Raw genomic sequence first — 19,647 nt, forward strand, 5'->3', positions numbered from 1 at the left:
GGAAGTAAGAGACTGCAAGCACGAACGCGCCGCAACCGGGCAGACAACGCATCAAAAGTTTCCGTCCCCTTTCGGGGAAGTAAGAGACTGCAAGTTCTGAATCTCTTGCGAAGCACTGGCAGGCTTCGGTGTTTCCGTCCCCTTTCGGGGAAGTAAGAGACTGCAAGAATCATGCCCATTATTAAAGATTTTCTAGGGACATGTTTCCGTCCCCTTTCGGGGAAGTAAGAGACTGCAAGAACCAAGAGAATCAAAACCAAAATTGACTATCGATCGTTTCCGTCCCCTTTCGGGGAAGTAAGAGACTGCAAGAATCAAAGTAAGCAATGCTTGAATCTGCTGATCTAGTTTCCGTCCCCTTTCGGGGAAGTAAGAGACTGCAAGTCCTCTGCTGCGTCCCAATCGCCCAGCGCAATGCAGTTTCCGTCCCCTTTCGGGGAAGTAAGAGACTGCAAGGCGGGAATGCCCGAAACTCCAGTCAGCAGCTAGAAATGTTTCCGTCCCCTTTCGGGGAAGTAAGAGACTGCAAGATCAACCTGCCAACCAAGCCAATCTCAATGCTAGATGTTTCCGTCCCCTTTCGGGGAAGTAAGAGACTGCAAGATTAATTAAATAAGGAGGACTCTGATGGGGAAAAATTGTTTCCGTCCCCTTTCGGGGAAGTAAGAGACTGCAAGGGTGAGCCAAATCGTTCTAAAAGCGGTGTAGGTGTGTTTCCGTCCCAGTTTGAACGGGGTGCAGGGGTGGAACCCCTGCGTGGGGGCTTCGCCCCCACACCCCCTTGTTCACAACCTATTTATGAACGCTGTATCTAATCGAAAGTAAGTTCTGAGTGGTATGGGAAGTTTTATTGCTAGCCTCTAAACGCTCGAAGGAATTTGCTTAGTGATACGGTAGAAGCTTGAGTTAATTTGTATTCAGTTTTACCTTTTGTTTCCCCTTGATTTAGATAACAAGAGCTGACCATACGGTTAAAGATTGTAAACAGAAATGCCAGACTGGAACCGCAGGCAATTCTTAAACTGAGCTATAAAATAGCTAAAAAGTAACAAAAATCACAATATTGTCAAACTCATTGCAGTTAGGATGTTGAGCCGGAGTGATCTATCAGCCCTACACCATACTTGTGATAACGGTTTATCCCCAAGTGCTGGCTTGAGTCTGAATCATTTTTTTCCTTAGTTTTTCCCCTTAATTGTTGATAGTCATTGTTGATGGATTGAGTAGTTATTTTTCAACTAGGTTTTTAACTAGGCAAGCTATTCCAGATCGTGGAGATCGGCCCTCTATGCCCAGGTATTTCGTTGAAAAGCTGCACGCATTTTTGTTCGCTGTTCTTGTCTTTTTAGGTGTAATGTTTGGCTCTGCTGATGCAGTACAGGCTGGCAAAGCCGTGAAGTCCATCGTATTCGATCCGGCAAGTCCAGCAGTGAATGTGGCTGCAATTTATGAAACAACACCCGAAACACAAAAGGATGTTGTCTCTAGTATTATGCAATCCAATAAGTTCTTTAAAGATACACCTGGCTTTGAAAGCTTTTCTGTACTTCAGAGTGAGGATGGAGCGCGGGTCATTACCCTGACCCAGTGGAAAGATGCAGACAGCTACGAAGCCTACGCAGCTCAGCCGCTAGAACTATGTCCCAGTCCTCCTAGTGCGATAGTGGGTCCTCCCTCTTCCAAATCAGCCGTCAGAACATCAACTAAATCTAGTACCAAAAAAACAGTAGCCACGCCAGCCCGTACCGTAGTATTCGAAGTTGACAAAACGCAGACGCCTGAGGGAATGTTGCCTGCACTTCGAGGTAAATATGCTTTGGTACAATTCGATGAAATTACAGCCAAAAGTGCTGATGACGTCACAGAGCTTTTAGCGGCGGCTGAAGACTCTTTGGCTGATGTGACTAAGCTCTATCCTTCACCCCGCACAGCAGTTCTGTTTAAAGGTGTAGATAATGCCGATGTTGCAGTACTGACCAACTGGGGCTACGCCGAAGAGTTTACCGACGTAACTAAGCTACCCGCTCTTGAAGTCTTGCCAGAAGACGTTGATGCCTTAGCTAGTCACGACGATCACTTTTACGAAGTGGTGAAAATTATTTCGGCTAAACCGGACAGCAAAGCCAAGGAGAAGACTTAATGTGAAGACTTAATGTAGAGACAAAATTTGACGAGAATGAACAACAGCCACCCAATCAGCTGAACTAGTGCAAACAACGGGAATGCATATGAATGGTCTGGATAATCGCGATCAGACAGGGTCGTATCCGAACTCCTGCCTTTGACGAAAAGTTTGCCTGCTCCCCACGCCAATCCAAAGGTCACCAGCGTACCGATCAAGCCAGCGATAGGAGTGGCAATGCCTTCGGGTGCGCCCCGCAAAGCGTACTCCTCAAAAATGTTGTAAAAAGGTAGTCTTTGGGCTGGTGCATCTTCTACTGCTTTGGTGTCGAATCCGTGATCCTGAGCCACCCGATCGAGGCCATCGGGATCCGAACTGGCAAAAGGAGAAAGTAAGACAGCAACCAAAAGCGCGATTCCTAATCCAGTGATCACAAAGGCGCGGTTTCGAGTCTGGGCAGATCTATTCATAACGGTAATTCCTTTGATTCCTTTCGATGCTTGCTTATAGTCCAGGTTGAGTGATTTCAGCGCGGCATCAGGGGGCGCGGCAAGGCCGTGCGAGTTTGCGGCGGGTCGAACAGCAAATCGGGTCGAGTCCGCCAAATGTAGCTAACCGCGATCAGGGTGATGATGGCTTCGCCAATCGCGATCAGCACATGCCACCCCAACATTGCAGACAGAGCAACGCCCATCGGTACGGTTCCAGAGAGACCAAGCTGAATCGCACAGGCCAAGGCTGCCACTACTACACTGGTCCAAGCCGCGACCACAGTTCCAATTGCCATACCGCGCCAGGTATTAAATCCCACAGCAGACCGAACTGCTCGGTAGAGGTAATAGCCACCAAAGGTGCCAATCAGCCCCATATTAAAAATGTTGGCTCCCAGCACCGTCAAACCACCGTCCTGGAACAGGACTGCCTGGACGATGAAAACTACCACCATCACAAGTGAACCGGCCCAGGGTCCCAGCAAGATGCCGGCTAGGGTGCCGCCCAGCAAATGTCCAGACGTGCCGCCCGGAATCGGAAAATTGATCATTTGAGCCGCAAAGATAAAGGCGGCACAGACTCCCATCAGCGGCACGGCCCGTTCCTGATAGTCTCTTTGCACCTGCTTGAGGCAGACAGCAATCAAAACAAGCGTTGCTATCCAGGTGAATAGACTAACAGGGAGATTCAGAAAACCGTCAGGGATATGTAGGGCTAGATAGGGCGGAGCTATTCTCAACCATGAGCTGGGTAGAGCAAACGTTGCAAAACCAAATGATAAAACGTCAATCATGTATCCTACGCTTAGCTGGATGAATTGAATCGGTGAATTGAATCAGCAGGGCTGTCTGTCAGTTAAGCTCTCAACCCCACTGAGAAAATTCAATCCCCTAGGAGGGTATTTGGCGTCATCTTTTAAGGAGAAATACAGAAACTCCTCGGCAGCCAGCAATTTTCAAGCGAATTTCGTCTGTGCATTTGCCCAATTTCTCTTAATTTCCTAACTAGGGAAGTAGACTATTTGCTAACTCCTACGCTATGATTAGCGATTGTGAGTTTTTGAGAAATCTGATGAACGCTCAAGAGATTATCAACTCCATTGAAGCGGAGCAGCTTAAAAAAGACCTGGGGCGCTTCAGCGGCAAGTGGCAGAAAGTAACCGAAGTTGATGATGAGCGCGGTAAGCGGGAGCAGGATGTGGAAGGGCAACGCCACCACCGAGCTCAGATTGTGGAGGTCGAGCAGCAGGCGACGACGTTTGCGTTCGGGGCGCAGCGTGAAGAAGTCGGCAATCAGCTTCTTGTGAATGACGATCCCAGTGATGATCAGCATAAGCATGCCGACGGCGGCGAGGCTGGTGATCCAGGTGCCCAGGGCAAAGGGAGCCCAGGTGATGAGCAGATTGTGGTGGAAGGTGAAGAAGAAATCGCTCGCGCCGAAGGTGTCGATCGTGGGTAAAGCCTCACCCGAAGTCGGATCGATCAGAGCAGATACGCGCTCCTCATCCGACATATAGCTCACATCAAGCGCGTGGCGGCGCGAGGTGGGCATTGTGATACTGAAACTGGTGACGCCCGTTGTGTCTTGCTCAATCTGGTCCACGATCTTGTCGAGCGATACAGCAGGGGCTGCTGCCAGCCGGAGCGAGGGCTGCATCCAACGATCGATCTCCTTGTCGAAGATGGTGAGCGTTCCGGTCCAGAACACGGCGAACAGGATGCACGCCAGCAGCACCCCGGCCCAGGTGTGGATCTGGGTCATGGATTTGTGCAGTGGTAGCTTGGTATCGAACATGGGCCGGACCGATGACTGTCAAACTGCGATGGGCGATAAATATATGGTGGTCAGGCCGATGACGCTGAACAGCGCCAGACCGCACGCCACCCGAATGAGCCGTGGCTGGACCAGCGCCCACACGAGCAGGGCGGCGAGAACAATCGATCCGAGCAGTGCCTGCGCCGCATTGGTTTCGCCGGGCGATACACCGGCGAAGTGCAGTCCAATACCGAACAGCCCGACCAGCGCCTCTGCCGCGAAATAGGCTGACAGCAGCACAGCCGATATCAACAATATGGTCCGGCCGCGCCGCGCCATGTCAGAAATCGACCGCCAACGATGCGGAGAAGGTTCGCCGGATCAGTGTCTTTACGTACGAACCGCCGTCGACCTGATAGGCGCGTTTGTTGAGCAGATTGTCGACATTGGCCTGAAGCCGAAATTCATTGTCGCCCACGCTGAACACATAACGCAATGACGCATCGACGCGCGCCCAGCCGGGCAGGCGAATTCGGTTTGCATTGTTGATCACGCTGGGTCCGACATAGAAGGCACCGAAGTTGGCGGCGAGGCCGGTGACCCCCGGGACATCGAAATCGACATTTGCCGACGCCAAAGCCTTGGCCAGTCCGACCGGTTCGGTGCCGTCCTGCAACCCGCCGGCGGTGCGCTTGAGCGTGGGGTCGAAGGTCGAGAAACTGCCGAACAGGCGCAAACCTTGAACCGGCGAACCGAATGCTGTCACTTCAATGCCACGATGCTGCTGGTGTCCATTGGCCCCGGTGATATTGGTGGCCGGATCGCGGAAGATGAAAGCGCGGTCGATGTCATAGGCAGCAAGCGTGATTATAGTTCCGCCCGGTATTAGCGTTTAGTATTGGTTTTAGTATCATCCAGATTATGTACTTGATAGTGTAAATAGCTGTGTAAGTATTTGATAGTGTAACCACTGCCTGTATAAATCACCTGTATAAATCACCTGTAGCCAGAGTTGGCTAGGGAACGAGTTCGCCGGAAATTTTAGCTTTTAGGAACTTGTTGGCGTCTGTTATGGTGTGTATGTTCTCTACCAATAGCGTCACCGAGTCCTGCTGGAATAGCGTTTGATGAACCGATGGATCAAGCTCACCATCTCAGCTCAAGCCAAATCAGTTCAAAAGAGAGCATTTTAATCATTGATGATACTCCAGCCAATCTGAGACGGTTAGCAAGTTCGCTTGCAGAGATGGGGTATCACGTGCGCTTTGCGTCCAACCTGGATTTTGCGATCAAGGTGGCACAAACCGGTTGGCCTGATCTGATCTTGCTGTCGATTCAATTGGCGGAATTAGATGGCTACCATATCTGTCGCTGGTTGAAAACTGACCAGCAAACCCATAACGTACCGGTAATTTTTCTGGCTCAATCTGAGACGAGCGTTGACAAGGCCAACTTGTTTGCCAATGGTGGGGTTGACTATGTCACCTATCCATTTACTGCCGAGGAAGTTCTGCTCAAGATCGAAACCCAGCTAGTACCTCGCAGATTACAAAACCAGATTCAGACCCAAACCATTCAATTGCAGCAAGAAATCAGGCGGCGAGAGCAAGCTGAACAATCGCTAGAGCAGTACTTGCCAAAACTGCTGCTGCTACAACAAGTCACCGAAGCCATTCGCTCGCCTACAGTAGACCAGTTGATCTTCCAAACCATCGTAGAGCAGATTGGACGTGGCTTTCAGGTGAATTGCTGCTCAATTCACATCTACGTTCCGCCGCCAATCCCAGAAATTCTGCTGATTGCCGACTATAGTGAGCCGAACCAGATTACAACCGAGGCGATCGATCTGATTTTGCAGGAGCGAGAGTTTATCGCAACGGTGCTTTCCCAAGATCAAGCTGTTGTCTGCGCTGATCTAGCTAGCGATGAACGGTTCCAGACGTTCCGGCCTTCGGGCCATCTGGCCCAGATCCTGTCTCTGGTAGCCATTCGTACCTCTGCTCAAAACCAGGCTAACGGAATTTTGCTACTCCAGTGCAACCAACAGCGCGTATGGACAATCGATGAAATTCTCCTGCTAGAAACGATTGCAGCCCAGATTGGCATGGCGCTAGCCCAGGCAAAATCGGTTGAACAAGAACAGAAACAGCTGGAAGCGCTAGCCTATCAAAATTCGCTGCTGCGACAGGAAATCCGTGAACGGCGGCAGGTTGAAATGACCCTGCAAGCCTCCGAGGCAGAACTGCGTGGTTTGTTCGCTGCCATGATGGACGTGATTCTAGTTTTGGATCGCCAAGGGTGCTATCTAAAAATCGCGCCTACAAGCCAGGAAAACCTCTATAGACCAGCCAGCGCTTTACTGGGCAAAACGCTGCATCAAGTCTTTCCCACATTGAGCACTTTGAGAATGAGTTCTAATCGTCTTTGGCAAACCTGCTGGGCTTGCCAAGGAGATTTTCACAGAAAATGATGTAAGCTTTGTTGGTTATCGAGTCCAACCGCTTTCGCAATCGCAGACAATGATTTGCGTTTTATTTCGCTGATCATCAGTGGCTGCATCTCGGCATGGTTTCCGAATTGCCCCGCAAATCCTTACCTCAAATTGCGCGAGCTGTCGGACTCAAAGATGGACAAGCTCTACATCATTTTCTGCACGATGCCCCTTGGGAAGCCGCCCAACTGCGCTCAATCCGATTGTGGTTGATTAAACACCTCATTGGCAATCAACCGATTGTGTTGTGTATTGTACGCCTACGGCGGGGCAAAGCCCTAGAAACTGGAGATGCTAAAAAAGGACAAGCGACTGATTATGTTGCGAAACAATATATTGGCAACTTAGGTAAAACGGCAAACGGTATCGTTTTAGTTCTCAAGCAGTGTTTTCCTACTGCCGGAGTAACAAAAGAGGGCTAATACCAGAGCCTCCTGCCCCAGCAAAAACATCAGCAGTCAGCCCCAAGCCAAAGGCGTCTTGTCCCTGTCCGCCGAACAAGCTGTCGCTGCCATAGTCGCCCACTAAGCTATCGTTGCCTGCGCCACCGAGCAGCGTGTCGTTGCCGTTGCCGCTGTGAGGTAGTCGTTGCCGTTGCCGCCGTCTCGATGCTACCCGTCTAGTATTCCAGTATCCAATCACCGCCCATGCCCGTCAGGTCATCGGAAGCCGCGACATCTGCGTCTGTGCGGTGAGCCAGCTCATTCACGAATCCTTTTCCTAATTCGTTCTCAGCCATGTTACAGCCATAGAGCAGAATATCGGCATCAGCCGTGAGCGAGCTTGATCAGAGTTTCAACTCGGCATCGTACTCACTCAGATCACCAACAGTTGTTCCGCCCAGTTGCAACGCACCGTTACTGCCGTGCGAGACAAGATGAACGGCACTGACATCGGTACGATTGGCCAAAACTTGCGTGATTTGTTCAATCGCATCTGAAGCAGAATCACGTTCCGCTATTCAACCTATAAGGCAAGTTCACGGAACTCTCTGATTCCTTCCACTTAAATTTATACAAGCTTGACAGAACAATTACGGAAGTTAACAAACCGGCTATCACCAACCGCTCACGCTCCAGCGCAGTGCTAAAGCACAACCGCAAGTCAAGCCAAGCCGTCACAAGCTGGATTCACAAAAAGTTACCCGTCCCCGACTTGCGTTACATTGCCTAATGCTCTATGCTTTGCCCATCTGCTGAATCGGCCTCATCCTCAAACAGGTGAATTGCGGATTCATCCCGCTTGAGATGCAACTGCTCCTCTTCAATGCGATGCATCTGCGCACTCTACGCGACAGGAAATAGAAACGATTCTTTGCTGCCACTGCTATTGTTGGCTTAGTTATCTACTAAGTACCTCGGCATAATTAAAAACCAGATTCAAAACCCTGCGCCGCCCGCGCAGCGGAGTTTTACTAAGAGTTTTACTAAACAGACGAAGTACGGCTTCCGTTACTCAACTATAGCCCCAAGTTTTGTCCTGAACCTGCTCAATTTCTAGAGCCTATTTCCTATCGGGCTGCATACTCAGTCCACCATTTCATTCCTACTACAGCAATCCTTTTTGATTTCTGAACGGGGTGCAGGGGTGAAACCCCTGCGTGGGGGCTTTGCTCCCACCCCCTTATTCACAACCTATGTGTGAACGCTGTAGTTATTAGGATTCGCTCCTCCAAGAATGTATTGACATTGTAAATACGTCTAATTACACTTCAAAGTATGGATGTGTATTTCGTGCTAAATGGAGTCACGTTTGTGTGGAATGCTGACAAAGCGCGGAGTAATCCTAGCAAGCATGATGGAATTACGTTCCCGCAAGCGGCTGAAGCATTTTTTGACCCGTTTTTGATTGTTGTGGATGCAAGCCGGAATCAGGAAGCACGAGATGCAGTAATAGGTATGGATACTCGATGGAATTTACTTTATGTGGTTCATATCGAGTGTGAAGATGACATGATTCGGATTATTTCGGCCCGGAAAGCAACTCGTCAGGAGCGAGCAGAGTATGAAAGGTGAAACACTCAAAAAGCGCTTAAATAAAAATCGTCCTATGAGTAGTGTGACAATTCGCATTCCTGAAGATGTGGTAGATGACCTGAAGCGACTAGCACCGTTGCTCGGTTTTTCTGGCTACCAACCGTTGATTCGGGCCTATATTGGTCAGGGACTGCGAGCAGATTTAGAGCGGTTTGAGAGTGAAACCGTAACGGCGTTAATTTCAAGTTTGAAGCGGCATGGTGTAAGCGATGCTGTAATTGAAGCAGCCCTAGATGAAGTGGCCCGCAATTAGTTTGAATCATCGCAAGACCTGCTTGATGGCTTGATGCTGCCGCGCCAAAACCGCCGTCCGATGCCACAATAGATGCGTTAAAATCTGGCGGTGAGCGATTGGGCAGGTGATTATGACGAAATTTGTATTCGTTACGGGTGGAGTCGTTTCTAGTATCGGCAAAGGCATTGTAGCAGCAAGTTTGGGTCGGCTGCTGAAGTCGCGGGACTACTCGGTTTCCATTCTCAAACTCGATCCTTACATCAATGTCGATCCAGGCACGATGAGTCCGTTTCAGCATGGGGAAGTGTTTGTGACGCGAGACGGAGCCGAAACGGATTTGGACTTGGGCCACTACGAGCGGTTTACCGATACTTCCATGTCGCGGCTCAATAGCGTCACAACCGGTTCGATCTATCAGGCCGTGCTCAATAAAGAACGGCGCGGCGACTACATGGGCGGCACGGTGCAGGTGATTCCTCACATTACGAATGAGATTAAAGAACGCATCCTGCGCGTCGCTAAGGACACTAATCCCGACGTGGTGATTACCGAAATTGGCGGTACCGTGGGTGATATCGAGTCCCTGCCGTTTCTGGAAGCAATTCGTCAGTTTCGCAAAGATGTGGGCGGACGCCGCAATGTGAGGGCTGTACTCGCGATTGTGCTGGCTATGACGATCATCGCAACCGTCGTGGCTCGCAACCGGATCAGCCGCAAACTACCTCAGCTTGTGCCAATCCTGGGCAGCTCGCTGGTCCTCAGCACAGGATTCACCCTAGCCTACGTCAACCTCTTAGTGCTGCGCCTCGAACCTTGGTATGAACCGCAGTACCTCGTGCCGCTGGCTGGGATTGTGTTAGGTAACAGTATGAACGCCGCTGCCTTGGCCGGAGAGCGATTTGTCAGCATCCTCAACAACAGCCAACTCGACATAGAAACCCATCTCAGTTTAGGAGCTACCCCCCGCCAAGCCACCCAGCTATATCGCCGTGAAGCAATCAAAGCAGGACTGATCCCGACCCTGAATTCTATGCTGGTTGTAGGCATCGTCACCCTGCCCGGAATTATCACCGGCCAAATCTTGAGTGGCGTTGACCCGCTGAATGCGTCTCTTTACCAAATGCTGATTATGTTTATGCTGGCCTTTACGACGCTGCTAACAGCAATTACCTTAGTCAACGGCATCGATCAACAATATTTCAACCAAGCTGCCCAGTTGCGACGGTTTTGAGTTGGTATGAGTGTTTCGATTTGGCTAAGGGCGGTATTTCCTATATTTTTCTACCGCTAGTGCAAGTACAGAGGTTGATGTAAACAAGAATGGACAAGTAGATCCTTAACATAAGTTTACATAGCTTGTAGATCACTTTCAGATGTTCTGATTAAGATAAGAAATAAGTAACGCTTTGTTACTGCGCTTCAATACATCCTGTAACCACATTCTGAATCGACTGAATAACCCATTAGCTAAACAGCTAAATTACAGCTAAATCAAATTGACCAAAGCTGATCATGTCCTGACTTGTCGTGATTCAAGTGAGGATTGCGTATGACTACAACCTTACAAAGACGCGCAAATTCTGACCTGTGGGGGCGCTTTTGTGATTGGGTCACCAGCACCAACAATCGTCTGTATGTGGGTTGGTTTGGTGTCCTAATGATCCCCACATTACTGACTGCAACTATTTGTTTTATCATCGCCTTTATCGCCGCTCCACCTGTTGATATGGACGGGATTCGCGAGCCAATTGCCGGTTCGCTGCTCGACGGCAACAATATTATTACAGGTGCGGTGGTCCCTACCTCCAATGCCATCGGGCTGCATTTCTATCCAATCTGGGAAGCTGCTTCGATGGATGAGTGGCTCTACAACGGCGGTCCCTACGAACTGATTGTATTTCATTTCTTAATTGGCATCTTTTGTTGGATGGGACGCCAATGGGAGTTGAGCTATCGTCTGGGTATGCGACCCTGGATCTGCGTGGCCTATAGTGCGCCAGTGGCAGCCGCAACTTCGGTTTTTCTAATTTACCCGATTGGGCAAGGTTCCTTCTCTGACGGCATGCCATTGGGCATCAGCGGCACGTTTAACTTCATGTTTGTGTTCCAGGCTGAGCACAATATTCTCATGCATCCCTTCCACATGCTAGGTGCTCGTGCCCATGGGCATCGCGCCAGAAAAACGCGGGGATCGGCAGTCCCCACGCCCGTTGCCGGCTGATGCACCAGTCGGGACGCGACTCGAGCATCCCACGCATCCGATTTCGGCCCCACTCCGGCACGAAGCGCACCGCGTCCGTCCTCGAGGCGTCGATCGCCGAGAGCGCCCCGGCGCGCAAAGTCGTCCCGTCGCGAGCCATCGGCACGTCCACGCCCACGAACCACTGCTCCGTGCAGCGGAAGATCACGGGCGTCTTGCTCCGCCAATCGTGTGGGTACGAGTGGGTGAACCGGTGCGAGTGGAACAGATGGCCGCTGGCCTCAAGGCGTGACACGATCGCCTCGTTGGCCTTCCAGATATCCATCCCGCGAAGCCACTCGGGCACCGTCCGGTCATACGTGCCGTCGGCACGCACGGGGCAATACACGGGCAGCCCCATCCGTGCGCCCGTCTGGAAGTCCTCCGTGCCATGCCCGGGCGCCGTGTGCACAAGCCCGGTGCCGTCCTCGAGGGTCACGTACTCGGCCGCCGCCACCGTGAAGACCGCGGGGCCGCCAACGCCCTCGCCTCGCCCGTGATCGACGAACGGGTGCCGATACCCGAGCCCGACCAGCCGGTCGCCTGTAGTGCTCGCCAGCACCCGAACGTGCTCGGCCTTGGCCAGCGCTGTGACCTTCTCGACCAGCGCCGCGGCCATCACCGTCACATTCCCATCCACGTACACCAGCGCGTACTCGAACCGCGCGTTGACCGCGATCGCCAGGTTCGCGGGAAGCGTCCACGGCGTCGTTGTCCAGATCATGAAGCTCGGGCGGACGTTCGGCCGAACGCCAACCCGCGGCAGGCGCACGCCCTCGCCCTCCGCCGGTTCATCCTCGTCCTCCTCCTCCGCATCGGTGTGAGGCGGCAGTCCGAACGCGTCGTACACCGCATCCGCATCAGCCGCCTCGAAGTCGACGTACACCGAGAGGTCCACCCGTTCCTCGTACTCCAGCTCCGCTTCGGCCAGCGCCGTCTCGTTGGCGATCGACCAGTGCACGGGCTTGAGCGCCCGGTACACCAGGCCCTGCTCCACCAGCGCCGCCAGCACCTCCAGCGTCGCGCCCTCGAACGAGGGTTGCATCGTCAGATACGGATGCGCATAGTCCGCCAGCGTCAAGGCCCGAGTCATCTGCTCCACGTGCAGCTTCACATACTTCTCGGCGTACGCCTGGCACTCACGGCGAACAACCATCCGGCGCTGGTCCTCGGGAAGCGCCTGCACCTTTGCGAGCTTTCCCTTCTCGAGCATCTCCTGCATGACGCGGTGCTCGATGGGCAGGCCGTGGCAGTCCCAACCCGGCACGAAGGGGCAATCCATCCCCATCATGCTCCGCGAACGAACCACGAAATCCTTCAGGCTCTTGTTCAGGAAGTGCCCAAGGTGGATCGATCCATTGGCGTAGGGCGGGCCGTCGTGGAACACGAACTTGGGTCGCCCCGCCCGGGCACGACGCACTTTGTTCGTGGAACGCACTCCGCGAGCAACGGTGAGACTTCGGCGTGATCTCAAAAGTTACAAGTTAGAGGATGTTTGAAAAGTGGCTGTTGTGACTTTAGGTATTGGTTGATTCCCCTGCCCTTCCTAAAATCTATAGGAGCAGCTTAAGCAATTAATACTGCACCAGACCGTTTACCTTACCCTCTCCCTTATTTCTAACTCCTGACTCCTACCTCCTATCTCCTAGCTTATGTCATCTGTTTTGATCATTGTTGGAATGCACCGTTCTGGCACTTCACTAACAGCATCGCTCTTACAGAGTGCGGGCGTCCATATTGGTGAGCAGTTGCTAGCTGCCAATTCTACCAATCCCAAAGGGCATTTCGAGAATGTAGACTTCTTTGAATTTCATCAAGCTGTCTTACGCTCCCAAAGCCTTTATCCAGAAGGTTGGACCCTCCAAGCCAGTATTGAAGTAGAACCATTCTACAGAGAGCAAGCACAACAGCTCGTTGAACGTAATCAGACTTGCTCGATTTGGGGTTGGAAGGATCCACGCACGACACTGTTTCTTGAGTTTTGGGCTGAACTGTTGCCCGAGGCTAATTTTGTCATGGTCTACCGCTCGCCCTGGGAAGTTGTCGATTCCCTCTACCGGCGCGGCGATCTGATTCTTCAGCAGCAGCCTAATCTAGCAATTAAGTTTTGGTTGCATTATAATCAAAAAATTCTCAGCTTTTATCAGCAAGCATCCAATCGATGTTTGCTATCCAATATTGAAACCATTACTCAAAATCAACCTGCTTGGATTGAAGCAATCAACCAAAAATTTCACATCGCGTTAACGATACCCAGTCAGCAGCAGTATGAGCCTTCTTTACTCCATGCTTGCCAGCATGAAATCCACCGTATCAATTTAATTGATCGCCATTTTCCCCAGGCAATTGAGCTGTACGAAAAACTGGGAACCATCGCATGGCGACCAGCAGATGAGAGCATCGATCGATCCTGGCAACAGCAGTTAAGCCAAACAGGTGATGCGATTTGGGCCTTTCAGGATTGGCTAGAGTTAGCAAATCTGAGGCGGCAGAATCAACTGCTAGAGACAGAATTACAGCAAGTGAAAGCTAAACTAGCTGAGGCTAATCTGCTATAGCCCATAGAGCCAGCTAATTAGCAACGGCGTCAGAATTGTCAAGAGCAGATTCAGCGGAGCGCCAATGCGAGTGAAGTCGAGGAATTTGTAGCCACCCGGACCATAGACCATCGTGTTCGTCTGGTAGCCAATTGGCGTCATGTAGCTGTTGGAGGCTGCGAACGTAACGGCAAACATAAAGGCGTAGGGATTCAAACTCAGCGACTTGGCTACCTCCACCGCAATCGGAATCATCAAGACTACCGTGGCATTATTTGACAGAATTTCCGTCAGCAGCGTGGTCGCCAAATAGAACAGAGTCAAAATCCAGAATCCAGACAAATGACCACCGGCCAATAGCAATTGATCCGCCAACCACTTGGTCGTACATTAAGCGACAGGCTTATGGATTTGTGAATTTCGACAACTTTCGTTCTCGCCTGCTCGCCTGCTTCTCCCATTAACTTTGCTTATCACCCTAAACCCAGAAGAGCCCTATTTTTTCTCAGTTCAAGTCATCAGTTATGCAAAATACGAACATGGACAATCACTTTCAACATATTCTCATTACACGATTCAATGTCAAAGCAACTAGGATCACTAAAGATAAAAATCAAAAACCTGTTTTAACAGATGACTGGATGAAAAAAAGACTAAAACTCTTTTCGAATTACTGTCTCCCATCGATAGCAAATCAAACATGCAAGAACTTCAAGTGGTTGATTTATTTTGATTCTGAGACCAAACCAGAGTATAAACAGAAACTTGCTGAATTACATCAACAATTTCCTATCTTTTATTCTAAATACGTTATAGATGCCTATCAACTTTTTGATCACTTAAAGACGGACGTTCTCTCTTTTACTGATCAAAATACTAAATTTTTAATTACGACTAGATTAGATAACGATGACGCATTGCACAAAGAAGCAATTGCTAGAATACAGAAGGAATTTAGCTCTGTGCTAAATTCAAATAATAATACTAGCTTGAGTAAATCAGCTGATTTAAACGGTAAAAAGATACTTATCAACTTAAAGAATGGATTTTGCTTGAAAATTGAGCCAAGGTATGAACTTACTCACTATAGTCATTCTTCAAATCCTTTTATTTCAATGATAGAAATACTAGAGGGCAATCAAAAAATATCTACTGTTCTAAGTGAATGGCATGACAATTTCTTAAACCAAAAGGATAAATATAAAGTTGTTCAGATCAATGATGGTCATTATTGGATGCAAATTATTCACAGCAGTAACGTCGTTAATAACGTGACAGGTTGGCCTTTCATGAGAGTTGATGTAGTTTCAGATTTCGGACTTGAACCATCCTCAATATCTTTTAATAGGACAGACTATACAGGAAGTTTTATGCGAAAACTTTGGCAGAGTTTTAGAAGAAGATTGAACTACTAGCTTTTCATCTTATATCAGCAATGAATACTGTTTCAATCATCATTCCCTGCTATAACAGTGAGGTGTTTCTTAGAGAGGCGATTGCTAGTGCTCTTAATCAAACCTATAGAGATACAGAAGTAATTGTCATTGACGACGGTTCAACCGATCACAGCCTAGAAATTATTCAATCCTTTGGCGACAAACTGCGTTGGGAAACACAATCCAATCAAGGTGCCCCAGTCGCTCGCAATCGTGGCATTGAGCTAGCCAAGGGAGAATATATCAAGTTCTTGGATGCTGATGACATACTGTTGCCAGATTGTCTAGAACGCCAAATCACTCAAACTACTCAACTCCCAACCGATCGTCAAGCCATTGTCTATGGCGATGCACTCCGAGTCGATCGCAACGGTCAACCCCTGCCCAGTTATCCTCTTCATCCTAAACAACCGAATCAAGACTCAATTGCTCACATTTTAGCTCAGTGCCCCTTGAACATTACCCTGGTGATCATGTCTGAGCCATTACTAACTCCAGAATCCAACAGTGCTTCGACCAATGCTCCAACCGTAGCGAACGGGGCACCTGATGCAACGGCGACCGATCGCAACGCGAAGGCACGCCAGCTTCTGGGCATGAAGGGAGCACAGCCCGGAGAAACCTCGATTTGGAAGATCCGCTTGCAGTTAATGAAGCCGATTACCTGGATTCCCTTGATCTGGGGTGTGGTTTGTGGCGCTGCTTCTTCTGGCCATTTCACCTGGACGATCGAGAATGTGCTGATTGCGGCGGCCTGTATGCTGCTGTCGGGGCCACTGATGACGGGTTACACCCAAACCCTAAATGACTTCTATGATCGCGAAATTGATGCAATCAACGAACCCTACCGCCCGATTCCCTCGGGGGCCATTTCGGTGCCGCAGGTGGTAGCCCAGGTTCTGATCTTACTTGGAGCAGGAATTGCCTTGGCCTATGGACTGGATGTTTGGGCCGGTCATGAGTTTCCCACTATTACCCTAATCGCAATTGGTGGTGCTTTTCTGGCCTACATCTACTCGGCTCCACCGCTAAAGCTGAAGCAAAATGGCTGGTTGGGAAACTATGCCCTGGGTGCGAGCTACATTGCGCTGCCGTGGTGGACTGGTCACGCCCTGTTTGGCGACTTGAATGGGACGATTGTGCTGCTGACCTTGTTTTATAGCTTGGCCGGATTGGGTATTGCCGTGGTTAACGATTTCAAGAGCGTCGAGGGCGATCGGCAGCTTGGCTTAAAGTCCTTACCGGTGATGTTTGGGATTACAACGGCAGCCTGGATCTGCGTTTTGATGATCGATGTGTTTCAATCGGGTATCGCTGCTTACTTAATGGGAATTGGTCAAAATCTTTACGCGGTGCTGTTGATCTTGCTGATTATTCCCCAGATTACGTTCCAGGATATGTACTTCCTGCGGGATCCGCTAAAGAACGATGTTAAATACCAGGCCAGTGCTCAGCCCTTTTTGGTCCTAGGCATGTTGGTGGCAGCGTTGGCGTTAGGACACGCAGGCGTATGATTACCCGATTTTTGCTGAAACAGCAAGGCGCTGCGGTTGCGTTTTATCTCAAAAGAGACTAACTTTGGATGAAGTTATATCAAGGTTGGTTCATTCTCCGGCTATGGTGCCCGATTTTTTGCCTTCCTAGCGGTATGGACAGGCGGTACAGACATCAGTTTTGCCCTATGCGACGTCCTAGGCAGCGAGGATTCCAGTGAGGACATCTCACGTGTAGTGGTTTGTGAGGCATTGCAGTGACAGACTTTCTAACTAAGCTGAGAGCAATCTCAAAATCCAATCGGAATTCTCCTACCCCTTCAGCGACTTCCGACTCGACCGATTCGTCTACTCAAACGAATGGGCATAAGTCTAATGGCCATAAGCCTCAAGTGCGAGAAAAGAAGCAGAGGGTGTTGTTGCCAGAGCGAGCCAGAGCCAGCCTGGATGGGATTTGGCAAACTCGCTGCGGATGTGATGCAGTGTGATGTGGGCATCAAGGCAGGTCGGATTGTAGCGTTGGCTGCCAATTTACCCCAAGCCCCACAGGAAATTGACGCAACTGATCGATTGGTGCTGCCGGGTGGAGTCGATGCCCACTGTCATATGGATCAGCCTATGTCAGATGGAGTGGTGATGGCGGATGACTTTTATACCGGCACCCGTTCCGCTGTGGCGGGAGGTACAACCACCGTAATTCCGTTTGCTTGCCAGTTCAAGGGAGACTCACTCAAGGCTGCGGTAGAAGACTATCATCAGCGAGCAACGGGCAACGCGGTAGTTGATTATGCCTTTCACCTGATTGTGGCGGATCCTACTGCTGCTGTACTGGACGAGGAACTGCCGGAGCTAATTCGCAGTGGCTACACCTCGTTCAAAGTCTACATGACCTACGACGATTTGAAACTCAGCGACCGGCAACTCCTGGATGTACTGGCAGTGGCGCGACAAGAAGGAGCCTTTGTCATGGTGCATGCCGAAAACAGCGACTGCATTGCCTGGATGGTGCAGCGCCTAGAAGCCCTTGGTAAAACCGCCCCCCGCTATCATGCCACAGCGCGACCAATGGTGGTTGAACGAGAAGCCACCCATCGAGCGATTGCGTTGGCTGAACTGGTTGATGTACCGATTCTGATTGTGCATGTGTCGGGAGCGGAAGCCGTCGAGCAGATTCAGTGGGCACAGAATCGGGGGCTACGCATTTATGCCGAAACTTGCCCTCAGTACCTGTTTCTCACCGAAGCGGATCTAAATCAGCCCAATTTTGAGGGAGCCAAGTGTATTTGCAGCCCGCCGCCTCGCGATAAAGCGAACCAGCAGGTGATTTGGGATGGATTGTGCAATGGGGTTTTCCATGTGCTCTCTTCGGATCATGCTCCATTCCGCTATGACGACCCGAAGGGTAAACAAATCTGTGGCACACACAGTTCATTTCATGCAGTTCCCAACGGTATTCCCGGAATTGAAACGCGATTGCCGCTTTTGTTTTCAGAAGGTGTAAACAAAGGCCGAATTGACTTAAACACGTTTGTATCCTTAACGTCTACTAATCCAGCCAAGCTATACGGCCTGTACCCTCGCAAGGGCACGATTGCAATCGGAGCTGATGCCGATCTGGTGATTTGGGATCCTCAGCGACAAGTGACAATTAATAATGCGATGCTGCACCACAATGTAGACTATACGCCCTACGAGGGTATGATCATCCAAGGCTATCCAGAAACTACCTTATCGCGGGGCGAAGTAGTGTACCGACAGGGAGAGGTGTTAGCGGCACGGGGTCGAGGTGAATTTCTACCCTGTGGTCTATCTAGCTTTGCGCGTCCCAAACTAATGCCATGACTCAGCTCTATCAACACTCGGCCTGTGAATTGGCCCAACAGATTCAACAGCGGCAGGTGCGGTCTATCGAAGCAGTTGCAGCTTGTTTTCAGCAAATCGAGCGCCATAATCACCAGTTAAAGGCTGGGGAAAAACAAGGGATCTAGACGGTTAGGGCTTCCCGCACGGAAGCAGCAGATTGCTTCAGCTTTTCTTGCCGTTTCGCAACATTGGCCTGAATTTCGTTGACCTGCTTCTCGATCTGGGCTTTTTGCTTGTCGCTGGCCGCTTTCGCCTGCTCCTTCAGCACCGCCACTTTGGACTCGGCCTGCTGTTCTGCATCTTTCATCCACTTGTTGGCAGCATCAATCTTGGTCTGAAGTTTGGTGCGAGTAGCATCCATCTTCGCCTGGATTTTGGCCTTTTGTTCTGCTGCGGCAGCATCATACTCTTCTTGCAATGCTTGCAGTTCCGCCTGAGTTTCGCGGATATCGCGATCGATTTGCTCATCCACAACTTCAGAACGAACTTTGCGGAATACGGTTCCACCCAGCGGCTGCATTGCCGTGTCTAGAGGCGTTGTCCAGTATTCATCCACATGGGCAACAAGGGCTGCTTTTCCAGGAGTTAGCACTCTGCTGACATCATCCAAAAATTCCAGATTAATGCCCATCCGGTCTAGATCGCCCATTGCTCCACCGACGTAGCCACCCGTCATGCCAGCCGCTACACCCGCTGGGCCACCTAGAATTCCAATCAGGCCACCCAGACACGCCCCAAACAATGTACCAATCGGACCTGGATCCGCAGATTGACGGACATTGACCGTACCATCGGCATCTTTCGCAATCACTGCGACGGCAAACAAAGCCAAATCGGCTTGCTGATGAAGCTGCTTGATTGCATTCAAACCGTTGTAAGCGTTGCTTTCACTATCGAAAACAACAACAACCATTTTTTCCATCTTGGTTTTCTCCTTCTAGTCACAAA

At 50.4% G+C, this 19,647-nt stretch carries 18 protein-coding genes, 5 pseudogenes and 1 CRISPR repeat array (1 of these 24 running past the window's edge); of the genes and pseudogenes, 12 read left to right on the forward strand and 11 right to left on the reverse strand.

Going from position 1 to position 19,647, the window contains the following annotated elements; all coding sequences use genetic code 11:
• Window positions 1-677: direct repeats of the CRISPR family, unit length 37 nt; unit sequence GTTTCCGTCCCCTTTCGGGGAAGTAAGAGACTGCAAG; it begins 681 nt to the left of the window's first position.
• 611 nt (window positions 678-1,288) lie between these two features.
• The gene (locus JVX88_RS29110; RefSeq protein WP_211621993.1) at window positions 1,289-2,140 is read left to right on the forward strand and encodes an antibiotic biosynthesis monooxygenase; all 852 of its coding nucleotides are present in this window, start codon (window positions 1,289-1,291) and stop codon (window positions 2,138-2,140) included.
• On the opposite strand, the gene JVX88_RS29115 is transcribed toward JVX88_RS29110, so the two are convergent.
• From JVX88_RS29115 to JVX88_RS29135, 5 genes are all read right to left on the reverse strand, one after another.
• The gene (locus tag JVX88_RS29115; RefSeq protein ID WP_211621994.1) at window positions 2,137-2,592 is read right to left on the reverse strand and encodes a PDGLE domain-containing protein; all 456 of its coding nucleotides are present in this window, start codon (window positions 2,590-2,592) and stop codon (window positions 2,137-2,139) included. The two genes, JVX88_RS29110 and JVX88_RS29115, sit on opposite strands and share 4 nt — an antisense overlap.
• Before the next feature lie 56 nt (window positions 2,593-2,648).
• Window positions 2,649-3,407, reverse strand: a complete 759-nt coding sequence (locus tag JVX88_RS29120) for an energy-coupling factor ABC transporter permease (RefSeq protein ID WP_211621995.1) — start codon at window positions 3,405-3,407, stop codon at window positions 2,649-2,651.
• A 224-nt stretch (window positions 3,408-3,631) separates the two neighbouring features.
• Complete coding sequence (locus JVX88_RS29125) at window positions 3,632-4,408, reverse strand: PepSY-associated TM helix domain-containing protein (RefSeq protein WP_211621996.1); 777 nt, start codon at window positions 4,406-4,408, stop codon at window positions 3,632-3,634.
• Window positions 4,409-4,426: 18 nt separating this feature from the next.
• Window positions 4,427-4,708 (reverse strand): hypothetical protein, encoded by a 282-nt coding sequence (locus JVX88_RS29130; RefSeq protein ID WP_211621997.1) that lies wholly within the window; start codon window positions 4,706-4,708, stop codon window positions 4,427-4,429.
• Between the two features lies 1 nt (window position 4,709).
• Window positions 4,710-5,255, reverse strand: coding sequence for a TonB-dependent receptor domain-containing protein (locus JVX88_RS29135; protein WP_211628925.1), 546 nt, complete (start codon window positions 5,253-5,255; stop codon window positions 4,710-4,712).
• Between the two features lie 249 nt (window positions 5,256-5,504).
• On the opposite strand from JVX88_RS29135, the pseudogene JVX88_RS29140 reads away from it, so the two are divergent.
• Window positions 5,505-6,470: pseudogene (locus JVX88_RS29140) on the forward strand (response regulator); the annotation flags it as partial.
• Between the two features lie 290 nt (window positions 6,471-6,760).
• Here JVX88_RS29140 and JVX88_RS39335 read toward each other — a convergent pair.
• Window positions 6,761-6,916, reverse strand: a pseudogene (locus tag JVX88_RS39335) (IS701 family transposase); the annotation flags it as partial.
• A 6-nt stretch (window positions 6,917-6,922) separates the two neighbouring features.
• Here JVX88_RS39335 and JVX88_RS29145 point away from each other — a divergent pair.
• Window positions 6,923-7,237 (forward strand): annotated as a pseudogene (locus tag JVX88_RS29145) (transposase); the annotation flags it as partial.
• 16 nt (window positions 7,238-7,253) lie between these two features.
• Here JVX88_RS29145 and JVX88_RS42440 read toward each other — a convergent pair.
• Entirely contained in the window at window positions 7,254-7,502 is a 249-nt protein-coding gene (locus tag JVX88_RS42440) for a hypothetical protein (protein ID WP_315875307.1), read from the reverse strand.
• Window positions 7,480-7,770: pseudogene (locus JVX88_RS39345) on the reverse strand (DUF4347 domain-containing protein). Before JVX88_RS39345 ends, JVX88_RS42440 begins: the two are co-directional and overlap by 23 nt.
• Window positions 7,771-8,578: 808 nt before the next feature.
• Here JVX88_RS39345 and JVX88_RS29165 point away from each other — a divergent pair.
• From JVX88_RS29165 to JVX88_RS29180, 4 genes and pseudogenes are all read left to right on the forward strand, one after another.
• Complete coding sequence (locus tag JVX88_RS29165) at window positions 8,579-8,875, forward strand: BrnT family toxin (RefSeq protein WP_211622002.1); 297 nt, start codon at window positions 8,579-8,581, stop codon at window positions 8,873-8,875.
• Window positions 8,876-8,909: 34 nt separating this feature from the next.
• Window positions 8,910-9,149, forward strand: a complete 240-nt coding sequence (locus JVX88_RS29170; RefSeq protein ID WP_263975295.1) for a hypothetical protein — start codon at window positions 8,910-8,912, stop codon at window positions 9,147-9,149.
• A 112-nt stretch (window positions 9,150-9,261) separates the two neighbouring features.
• Window positions 9,262-10,362, forward strand: a complete 1,101-nt coding sequence (locus tag JVX88_RS29175; protein WP_211622004.1) for a CTP synthase — start codon at window positions 9,262-9,264, stop codon at window positions 10,360-10,362.
• 318 nt (window positions 10,363-10,680) lie between these two features.
• Window positions 10,681-11,283 (forward strand): annotated as a pseudogene (locus JVX88_RS29180) (photosystem II q(b) protein); the annotation flags it as partial.
• Here JVX88_RS29180 and JVX88_RS29185 read toward each other — a convergent pair.
• Window positions 11,258-12,808: a class I tRNA ligase family protein gene (locus JVX88_RS29185; RefSeq protein WP_315875308.1), complete on the reverse strand. Its 1,551-nt coding sequence runs from the start codon at window positions 12,806-12,808 to the stop codon at window positions 11,258-11,260. The pseudogene JVX88_RS29180 and the gene JVX88_RS29185 sit on opposite strands and share 26 nt — an antisense overlap.
• Before the next feature lie 214 nt (window positions 12,809-13,022).
• Here JVX88_RS29185 and JVX88_RS29190 point away from each other — a divergent pair, with 214 nt between their 5' ends.
• The gene (locus tag JVX88_RS29190) at window positions 13,023-13,928 is read left to right on the forward strand and encodes a sulfotransferase family protein (protein WP_211622006.1); all 906 of its coding nucleotides are present in this window, start codon (window positions 13,023-13,025) and stop codon (window positions 13,926-13,928) included.
• Here the strand turns inward: JVX88_RS29190 and JVX88_RS29195 are convergent.
• Window positions 13,923-14,282 carry an SLC13 family permease gene (locus JVX88_RS29195; protein ID WP_211622007.1) on the reverse strand — a complete coding sequence of 120 codons (360 nt, stop codon included), beginning with the start codon at window positions 14,280-14,282 and terminating at the stop codon, window positions 13,923-13,925. The two genes, JVX88_RS29190 and JVX88_RS29195, sit on opposite strands and share 6 nt — an antisense overlap.
• 149 nt (window positions 14,283-14,431) lie before the next feature.
• On the opposite strand from JVX88_RS29195, the gene JVX88_RS29200 reads away from it, so the two are divergent.
• From JVX88_RS29200 to JVX88_RS29220, 4 genes are all read left to right on the forward strand, one after another.
• Entirely contained in the window at window positions 14,432-15,322 is an 891-nt protein-coding gene (locus JVX88_RS29200; RefSeq protein WP_211622008.1) for a glycosyltransferase, read from the forward strand.
• Between the two features lie 20 nt (window positions 15,323-15,342).
• The gene (chlG, locus tag JVX88_RS29210) at window positions 15,343-16,857 is read left to right on the forward strand and encodes a chlorophyll synthase ChlG (protein WP_317134481.1); all 1,515 of its coding nucleotides are present in this window, start codon (window positions 15,343-15,345) and stop codon (window positions 16,855-16,857) included.
• A 426-nt stretch (window positions 16,858-17,283) separates the two neighbouring features.
• A complete protein-coding gene (gene hydA, locus JVX88_RS29215) occupies window positions 17,284-18,678 on the forward strand; it encodes a dihydropyrimidinase (protein ID WP_211622009.1) in 1,395 nt (464 codons plus the stop codon).
• Window positions 18,675-18,824 (forward strand): hypothetical protein, encoded by a 150-nt coding sequence (locus JVX88_RS29220; protein WP_211622010.1) that lies wholly within the window; start codon window positions 18,675-18,677, stop codon window positions 18,822-18,824. Before hydA ends, JVX88_RS29220 begins: the two co-directional genes overlap by 4 nt.
• Here the strand turns inward: JVX88_RS29220 and JVX88_RS29225 are convergent.
• Window positions 18,821-19,621 (reverse strand): DUF1269 domain-containing protein, encoded by an 801-nt coding sequence (locus tag JVX88_RS29225; protein ID WP_211622011.1) that lies wholly within the window; start codon window positions 19,619-19,621, stop codon window positions 18,821-18,823. The two genes, JVX88_RS29220 and JVX88_RS29225, sit on opposite strands and share 4 nt — an antisense overlap.
• Window positions 19,622-19,647 lie beyond the last annotated feature (26 nt).

It is taken from the genome of Leptolyngbya sp. 7M, assembly GCF_018128485.1.